1 protein-coding gene is annotated in these 1,093 nt (G+C 60.1%); it reads right to left on the reverse strand.

From position 1 onward, the window contains the following. Positions 1–7: 7 nt before the first annotated feature. Complete coding sequence (locus B7G52_RS23105; protein ID WP_096699991.1) at positions 8–997, reverse strand: IS30 family transposase; 990 nt, start codon at positions 995–997, stop codon at positions 8–10. Positions 998–1,093 lie beyond the last annotated feature (96 nt).

The raw sequence follows: 1,093 nt of genomic DNA on the forward strand, positions 1-1,093 counted from the left end.
GGCGGATTCAAGTACAAAGCGCAACAGAAGGCAGTGTAATCGGCTGCATCTTCAAGCCATAGAAGACCTCGTGCGGGGTGAGGTAACCCAGGCACTTGCGGGGTCTGTGGTTGAGCCGGTACACCGCATCATCGACCTCATGCTGGCGCACCTTCAAGAAGTTGGTCTTCTTGGGAAAGTACTGGCGCAGCAAGCCATTGTGGTTCTCATTGAGCCCCCGCTCCCAGGAGCAGTACGGGTGCGCAAAGTACACCTTGGCGTTCAGACACTGGGAGATAAAGACGTGCTCTGCAAACTCCTTGCCATTGTCAAAGGTCAGCGTGTGGCACTGCTTTTTGTGCGGTCGCAGCAGCTCGATCACGGCCTGCGTGACCCCCCCGCTGTGGCGTGAATCCAACTGGCAGGCCAGCGTGTAACGGCTCTTGCGCTCGACCAGCGTGAGCAAGATGCCTTTGTGATCCTTGCCTATGACCGTGTCGCCCTCCCAGTCGCCGATCCGGCTGCGCTGATCGACCACCGCGGGACGCTGTTCAATGCCAATGCGATTGGCCAGCATGCCCCGTCGCTCCTGGCCGCTGGCGTAACGTTTGCGCCTGACTTTCTGGCAGCGCAGGTAGCTCACCAGATCCCCGCCCTGGGCTTTATCGCGGTAGGCTCGCTGGTAAATGGATTCTGTGCTGATGCTCATGGCTTTCTCCAGCCGGAGCCGGCCGCTGGCCTGCTCGGGAGAGAAAGACAGGCGCAGCAGGCCTTCGACGTCACACCACTGGGTGGCGCTGAAGTGCCGGGCGTTACGCCGCGCGTGCTGGCGCCCGCGGGCTTTGTCGTGGGCGTGCGCAGGCTTGTAGCCTGCCGGCGTGCTGTTGCGTTGGAGCTCCCGGCAGAGCGTTGATCGATTGCGGCCCAGTTCGGCCGCAATGCGTCCCAGGCTGACGCCTTGGCGCTTGAGTACGTGAATTTGGTATCGTTCTTCTCGGGTCAAGTGTTTGTAGGTCATGGTGCTTCGTTGAGACTGGCTGGTCACAAAGAGCCCATCCTATTGACTCTTGGCCCACCCTATTTCTGAACGTTGCACTTCGTACTTGAATCCGCC

Origin of the sequence: Polaromonas sp. AER18D-145 (genome assembly GCF_002379095.1) — a bacterium.
Taxonomy (GTDB): Bacteria; Pseudomonadota; Gammaproteobacteria; order Burkholderiales; family Burkholderiaceae_C; genus Polaromonas.

What these genes read in the sequence shown, in the direction of transcription:
- B7G52_RS23105 (WP_096699991.1), bottom strand. Translation starts at nt 997, where the DNA reads ATGACCTACAAACACTTGACCCGAGAAGAACGATACCAAATTCACGTA.